Origin of the sequence: Dankookia rubra (assembly GCF_004355005.1) — a bacterium.
GTDB lineage: Bacteria > Pseudomonadota > Alphaproteobacteria > Acetobacterales > Acetobacteraceae > Paracraurococcus > Paracraurococcus ruber_A.
In genome coordinates this window covers 48,234-54,772 of sequence record NZ_SMSJ01000039.1, presented here as the reverse complement: position 1 = coordinate 54,772, position 6,539 = coordinate 48,234, and the positions used below count along the sequence as shown (strand labels likewise).

Here is a 6,539-nt window from a genome sequence, read left to right as displayed (position 1 = left end):
CCATCCTCCATGCCATCGCGGTGCAGCTGCTGGCCTACCACGTCGCGGTGCTGAAGGGCACCGACGTGGACCAGCCGCGCAACCTGGCGAAAAGCGTGACGGTGGAGTAGCGGGAGCCGACGCGCATGTTCCCGAAGGGCACCATCGTCTATCACCGCGACAGCGGACGCAGCGGCCGCGTGCTGGAATGCGACGGCGGCACCGTCTACATCCTGCAGGACAACGGCGCCGAGCTGGACCTGCCGGGCGCCGAGCTCACCACGCGGCGGCCGGATGCCCTGGCGCCGGGGCGCCCGGATGCGCAAAGGCCGGCGGCCGCCGTGAATACGCCGCGCCTGCTGACCCGCGCCGACATCACGCCGGAGCACGAGCAGGTCTACGCCAGCATCCCGCCGCTGACGCTGCAGGCCGTGGCGGCGCTGCACGACCGCGGCGCACAGGGCAAGCGCTTCGGCGCGCTCGACCTTGCCGCCAAGCTGAACGCCGTCGCCGCGATCACCGCCGTGCCCTACCGGATCATGCGGCAGCACCGCGGCAATCCGGGCGAGCTCAAGCTGCTGATGGGCAAGGGGTTGGCCGACAGCCAGCGGAAGGCGGGCTGACGCCTCCGCCGGCTATTGCGGCCGCAGCCCTGCCAGCAGCGCCGCCTGGCGATAGCGCGCCAACTCCGCCACCAGATAGGCGGTGAGGCCTGCGGGCGTCGTCTCCGCCGGCGTCGCCGGCGTGGCGCCGAGCGAGACGAGCCGCTGGGCGACGGCGGACGTCGCCAGCGCCTGCACCGCGGCCTCGCGCAGCGCCGCCACGATCTCGGCCGGCAGGCGGGCGGGGCCGAGCAGGGCGGTGAAGCTGGTGCTGGTGAAGCCGGGCACGCCGCCCTCGATGAAGGTCGGGACCTCCGGCATCTGCGGCACCCGCGCTTCCGCCGCCACCGCCAGGATGCGCGCCTTGCCTTCCTGGTGCAGCGGCAGGGCGGTGGAGAGCTCGAGGATCGCGCCGTCGAAATTCCCCGCCAGCAGGTCGGCGACCAGGGAGCCGCCGCCGCGATAGGGCACGTGCACCAGCCCGGCGCCGGTCGCGTGGTTCAGCAGCTCGAGCGCGAAATGCCCGGTGGTGCCGATGGCTGGGCTGGCGATGTTGAGGCTGCCCGGCGCCGCCTTGGCCGCGGCCAGCAATTCCGGCCAGGATTTCTGCGTCATCCGTGGCGCGAGGATCAGCACGTTCGGCACCCGGGCCAGCAGGCCGATGGGGGCGAAGTCGCGCAGCGGGTCGTAGGACAGGTTGGCCTGCAGCACCGGATTAGCGGTAAGCGAGCCGCCGGAGCCTGCCAGCAGGGTATAGCCATCCGGCGCGGCGCGGGCGGCGAGGTCGGCGCCGAGGCTGCCGGCGCCGCCGGCGCGGTTCTCGACGACGAAGCTGCGGCCGAGCGTCTCGCCCATGGCGGCGAGCACGGTGCGGGCCATGACGTCGGTATTGCCGCCGGCGGCAAAGGGGACGATCACCCGGATCGGCCGCTCCGGCCAGGCGGCCTGGGCGGCCTGGGGCAGGACGGCGAGGGCCCCGAGCAGGGTGCGGCGCGTGGGCATGGGTTCCTCCGGGTGTTGCTTTTCGGGGCAGGCAAGCTCGGGGAGGGAAAAGTATTCCCTCCCCGAACCCCACCCTCCTTTTTGGGAGTCCGGCATTCGCTGCGCGGCGGCAGCCGACTTCGAGAAATAGATGAGGGGAACAGGAGGAGAATACCTTCTCCTCCGGCCTTATTCCTCGAAGATGGCCACCGCGCGGGTCCAGCCGGCCGAGGCGCGGTGCACCTTCACCGGGAAGCAGGCGACCATGAAGCCGTCCGCCGGCAGGGCTTCCAGGTTGTGCAGCTTCTCCATGTGGCAGTAGCCGATCTCCCGCCCCGCGCGGTGGCCCTCCCAGATGATGTCGGGCGAGGCGCCCTCGGCCAGCCGCTGCTTCGTCACGCTGAAGGGGACGTCCCAGGACCAGGCATCGGTGCCGCAGACGCGGATGCCGCGTTCCAGCAGGAACAGCGTCGCCGCCTTCCCCATGCCGCAGCCGACATCGATGTAGTCGTCCTCCCCGTACCGGCTGCCGGCGCGGGTATTGACCATGACGATCTCGAGCGGCTTCAGCACGTGGCCGATGCGGTCGAGCTCCTTCGCCACGTCCTCCGGCTGCACGGTGTAGCCGTCCGGCAGCGCGCGGAAATCCAGCTTCACCCCGGGCTGGAAGCACCAGTCGAGCGGCACCTCGTCGATCCGCATCGAAGGGCGGCCGCCGGGCACCAGCGCCTCGTCCTGGCGCGGGAAGAAGTGGTAAGGGCTGTCGAGATGCGTCCCGGCATGGGTCGAGAGCCGGGCCTGCTCGCGCGCGGCGTAGTTGCCCTCCGGCAGCTGGTCCTGGCGGATGCCGAAGTATTCCGCGATGGGCGGCGCGGTCATCCGGTGGTCGTGGTAGTCGATCTGCGGCAGCGCCCAGGGCGGGTCAGACTTGATCCCCTGCCTGAGGGCGACCGAGATGTCGACGATGCGGCGAGGCATGGGCGTCTCCTCTATTCGGGCTGCACGCCGAGGGCGCGCAGCACCTCGGCATGGTCGGTGAAGTGGTCCGCGAGGCGCCGGGCGAAGTCGGCCCGGCCGAGGTATTCCGGCAGCACCGCCCAGCGCTGGGTGAGCGTCCGGAAGCCCTCGGTCGCCATGGCGGCCTGGCAGGCGGCCTCCAGCCGGTCCAGCACCGGCTCCGGCGTGCCGCGCGGGGCGAAGAGGCCGGCGGCGGAGAGCTCCACCGCCTCGATCCCCTGTTCCCTCGCCGTCGGCACACCGGGGAATTCGGGGTGGCGGCGGAGCGAGAAGGTGCCGATCAGCCGCATCTCCCCCGACCGCGCCATCGGCACGCCGGAGGCGACGACGATCGCCGCCGCATCAAGCCGCCCCGCCTTCACCTCGAGCAGCGAGGCGGCGTCGCCGCGGAAGGGGGCGTGGACGTAGTCGCCGCCGGTCGCGCTGCGGATGCGCTCCATGCCGATCGAGGGTGCCGAGTTGGGACCGGGCGAGCCATAGGTTACCGGCCTATGCCGCGCCGCGGCGGCCATGTCGGGCAGGGACCGCCAGGGGCTGTCGGCGCGGACTATGACGCCGAGAATGTTCTCGGTGACGTTGCAGATGGGTGCCACGGCATCGGGGCCGAGCCCGGTGTTGCGCACCAGGTGCGGCTGGATGGTCAGCGGCACCAGGGCGGAGAAGGCAAGGGTATGGCCATCCGGTGGGCTGGCCGCCAGCACGCGCAGGCCGACGACGCCCGATCCGCCCTCGCGGTTCGTCACCACCACGGGCTGGCCGAGTTGCGCCGCGAGCCCGTCCGACAGCGCGCGGGCGGTCGCATCGGCCTGGCTGCCGGTAGCGTAGGGGTTGATGACGGTGACGGGGCGGTCGGGGTAGGCGGCGGCGGCGACCGGCGCCAGCGCCAGCATCAGCGCGGCGGCACGCATCCGGGCGCGGCGCATGGCGTTCCTCCTGCTTCGTTGCGGGCAGGCTAGGCCAGGCACCGGGCGCGCGGAAGTGGCCGCCCCTGACAGCGGCCCCCGCCCGCCCTATCTTGCGCGGAACCCCAGGGAAGGAGACCGGCCATGTTGGACGCCATCACGAGCCTGCCGCTGAAGGACCCCGAGCTTTTCCGCCAGGCGAACTGCATCAACGGCGAGTGGGTCCAGGCCGATAGCGGCAGGACGCTGGAGGTGCGCAATCCCTCGACCGGCGCCGTCGTCGGCCGCGTCCCTGCCATGGGCGCCGCCGAGACCCGCCGCGCCATCGAGGCGGCGCATGCCGCGCAGAAGGGCTGGCGCGCCATGCTGGCCAAGGACCGCGCGGCGATCCTGCGCAAGCTCTTCGACCTGATGCTGGCGAATACCGACGACCTCGCCGCCATCATGACCGCCGAGCAGGGCAAGCCGCTGGCCGAGAGCAAGGGCGAGATCGCCTATGCCGCCAGCTTCATCGAATGGTTCGCCGAGGAGGGCAAGCGGGTCTACGGCGACACCATCCCGCAGAATGCCAAGGGCCGCCGCGTGCTGGTGACGAAGGAGCCGATCGGCGTCTTCGCCGCGATCACGCCCTGGAACTTCCCGGCCGCGATGATCACGCGGAAGACCGGGCCTGGCTGGGCCGCAGGCTGCACCGGCGTGATCCGCCCGGCCAGCCAGACCCCGTTCAGCGCGCTGGCGATCGCGGTTCTCGCCGCGCGCGCGGGCATGCCGCCTGGCGTCTGCAACGTCATCACCGGCCCCTCCGGCGAGACGGGCAAGGAGCTGACCTCGAACCCCTTGGTGCGCAAGCTGACCTTCACCGGCTCCACCGATGTCGGCCGGCTGCTACTGGCGCAATGCGCGCCGACCATCAAGAAGACCAGCATGGAGCTCGGCGGCAACGCGCCCTTCATCGTCTTCGACGATGCCGACCTCGACGCCGCGGTGCAGGGCGCCATGGCCAGCAAGTACCGCAACACCGGGCAGACCTGCGTCTGCGCCAACCGGCTGCTGGTGCAGGACGGCGTCTACGACGCCTTCGCCGCCAAGCTGAAGGCGGCGGTGGAGGCCCTGAAGGTCGGCGACGGGATGGAGCCGGGCGTCACCCAGGGCCCGCTGATCAATGCCGATGCCGTGAAGAAGGTGGAGGAGCACGTCGCCGACGCGCTGCAGAAGGGCGCCAAGGTGCTGACGGGCGGCAAGCGCGCCGACCGGCCCGGCAATTTCTACCAGCCGACCATCCTGACCGACGTCGTGCGCGAGAGCCTCGTGTTCAACGAGGAGACCTTCGGCCCGGTCGCCCCGCTGTTCCGCTTCAAGACGGAGGAGGAGGCGATCGCGCTCGCCAACGACACGCCCTTCGGCCTCGCGGCCTATTTCTACAGCCGCGATGTCGGCCGGATCTTCCGCGTGGCGGAGGCGATCGAGAGCGGCATGATCGGCATCAACGAGGGGCTGATCAGCACCGAGGTGGCGCCCTTCGGCGGCGTCAAGGAAAGCGGCCTGGGGCGCGAGGGCAGCCATTACGGCATCGAGGAGTACCTCGAGGTGAAGTACCTGGCGATCGGCGGCATCGGGACCTGATTTCGCGCGTCGCGGACGTGGTATTGAAGCCATGTCCGCGACGGATGGCGGGGTTTCTGCTAGCGCGCGGGAAGTGCCAGTGAAATAGGCCCGTCCGCCATGCCATATGGCCGGCAGCGGGACGGCTGCGTCCCGACCCCATCGGGAGGCTCCCCTCGGCATGTCCGCCACCAACCTCGCCGCCGCGCCATCCCTGGCGCGGCCGGCCGGCATCCATTCCCCCGCCGCGCTCGGCGCCGGCGCCCTGCTGATCCTCGGCGCGCTGGCGATCGGGCAGGCGGTCAGCCCGCGCCAGGCAGCGCTCTACCTGCTCGGGGCATCGCTCGGCCTCGTGCTCTACCACGCGGCCTTCGGCTTCACCTCGGCCTGGCGGGTCTTCATCTCGGACCGCCGGGGGGAGGGGCTGCGGGCGCAGATGGTCATGCTCGCCATCGCCGTGTTGCTGTTCTTCCCCGCCCTCTCGGCCGGTTCGCTCTGGGGACAGCCGGTCACCGGCAATGTCTCGCCCATCGGCGTCTCGCTGCTGTTCGGCGCCTTCGTCTTCGGCATCGGCATGCAGATCGGCGGCGGCTGCGCCTCCGGCACGCTCTACACGGTGGGCGGCGGCTCGGTGCGGATGCTGCTCACGCTCGCGGCCTTCATCGCCGGCTCGGCACTGGGCGCGGCGCATTTCCACTGGTGGGCGGCGCAATGGCACCTGGCCCCGATCTCCCTGGTGAAGGCGTGGGGCGTGGCGCCGGCGCTGGCGGCCAACCTGCTGCTCTTCGCGCTGATCGCCGCCGGCACGCTGTGGCTGGAACGGCGGCGGCATGGTGCGACGGCCGCGGCGAGGCCGGCGCCGCGGGCCGGGCTCGCCCGCGTCCTGCGGGGGCCCTGGCCGATCCTCGCCGGCGCGGTGGCGCTGGCGCTGCTGAACTTCGCCACGCTGGCGCTCGCGGGCAAGCCATGGGGCATCACCTCCGCCTTCGCCCTCTGGGGCTCCAAGGCGGCGATGGCGGTCGGGATCGACGCGGCGAGCTGGCCCTACTGGTCCGCGCCGCAGGGCCAGGCCGCGCTCGCCGGCAGCGTGCTGCGCGACGTCACCTCGGTGATGGATTTCGGCATCGTGCTCGGGGCGCTGCTGGCCTCCGCCCTGGCGGGGCGGTTCTCGCCGAGCCTCCGCGTGCCGCTGCGCTCGGCGCTGGCGGCGGTGATCGGCGGCGTCATGCTCGGCTACGGCGCGCGGCTGGCCTATGGCTGCAACATCGGCGCCTATTTCTCCGGCATCGCTTCCGGCAGCCTGCATGGCTGGGTTTGGATGGCCATGGCTTTCGCCGGCAGCGTCATCGGCACCCGCCTGCGGCCGCTGTTCGGGCTGGAGGTGGAGCGGACGCCGCGGCAGACCGGCTGCTGAGCTTCGGGACATGGGATGGGTCGCCCGCCGCCAGGATAAGCG

General features: G+C 71.8%; 6 protein-coding genes. 3 read left to right on the top strand and 3 right to left on the bottom strand.

All coding sequences use genetic code 11. The annotated features are described in order from the left end of the window. Positions 1-125: 125 nt before the first annotated feature. Positions 126-602, top strand: coding sequence for a hypothetical protein (locus tag E2C06_RS22525; RefSeq protein ID WP_133290857.1), 477 nt, complete (start codon positions 126-128; stop codon positions 600-602). Positions 603-614: 12 nt separating this feature from the next. On the opposite strand, the gene E2C06_RS22520 is transcribed toward E2C06_RS22525, so the two are convergent. From E2C06_RS22520 to E2C06_RS22510, 3 genes are all read right to left on the bottom strand, one after another. Next, the gene (locus tag E2C06_RS22520) at positions 615-1,583 is read right to left on the bottom strand and encodes a Bug family tripartite tricarboxylate transporter substrate binding protein (RefSeq protein ID WP_165982574.1); all 969 of its coding nucleotides are present in this window, start codon (positions 1,581-1,583) and stop codon (positions 615-617) included. Positions 1,584-1,751: 168 nt separating this feature from the next. Further along, complete coding sequence (locus E2C06_RS22515; RefSeq protein ID WP_133290855.1) at positions 1,752-2,540, bottom strand: cyclase family protein; 789 nt, start codon at positions 2,538-2,540, stop codon at positions 1,752-1,754. An 11-nt stretch (positions 2,541-2,551) separates the two neighbouring features. Continuing rightward, complete coding sequence (locus E2C06_RS22510; protein ID WP_133290854.1) at positions 2,552-3,502, bottom strand: tripartite tricarboxylate transporter substrate binding protein; 951 nt, start codon at positions 3,500-3,502, stop codon at positions 2,552-2,554. Between the two features lie 123 nt (positions 3,503-3,625). On the opposite strand from E2C06_RS22510, the gene E2C06_RS22505 reads away from it, so the two are divergent. Both E2C06_RS22505 and E2C06_RS22500 read left to right on the top strand, forming a co-directional pair. Then, positions 3,626-5,104, top strand: a complete 1,479-nt coding sequence (locus tag E2C06_RS22505; RefSeq protein WP_133290853.1) for an NAD-dependent succinate-semialdehyde dehydrogenase — start codon at positions 3,626-3,628, stop codon at positions 5,102-5,104. A 160-nt stretch (positions 5,105-5,264) separates the two neighbouring features. Next, a complete protein-coding gene (locus tag E2C06_RS22500) occupies positions 5,265-6,497 on the top strand; it encodes a YeeE/YedE family protein (protein WP_133290852.1) in 1,233 nt (410 codons plus the stop codon). The last annotated feature ends 42 nt before the right edge of the window (positions 6,498-6,539 follow it).

Coding starts and splice junctions, on each gene's coding strand:
- E2C06_RS22525 (WP_133290857.1), top strand. CDS start 126: ATGTTCCCGAAGGGCACCATCGTCTATCACCGCGACAGCGGACGCAGC.
- E2C06_RS22520 (WP_165982574.1), bottom strand. CDS start 1,583: ATGCCCACGCGCCGCACCCTGCTCGGGGCCCTCGCCGTCCTGCCCCAG.
- E2C06_RS22500 (WP_133290852.1), top strand. CDS start 5,265: ATGTCCGCCACCAACCTCGCCGCCGCGCCATCCCTGGCGCGGCCGGCC.
- E2C06_RS22515 (WP_133290855.1), bottom strand. CDS start 2,540: ATGCCTCGCCGCATCGTCGACATCTCGGTCGCCCTCAGGCAGGGGATC.
- E2C06_RS22505 (WP_133290853.1), top strand. CDS start 3,626: ATGTTGGACGCCATCACGAGCCTGCCGCTGAAGGACCCCGAGCTTTTC.
- E2C06_RS22510 (WP_133290854.1), bottom strand. CDS start 3,502: ATGCGCCGCGCCCGGATGCGTGCCGCCGCGCTGATGCTGGCGCTGGCG.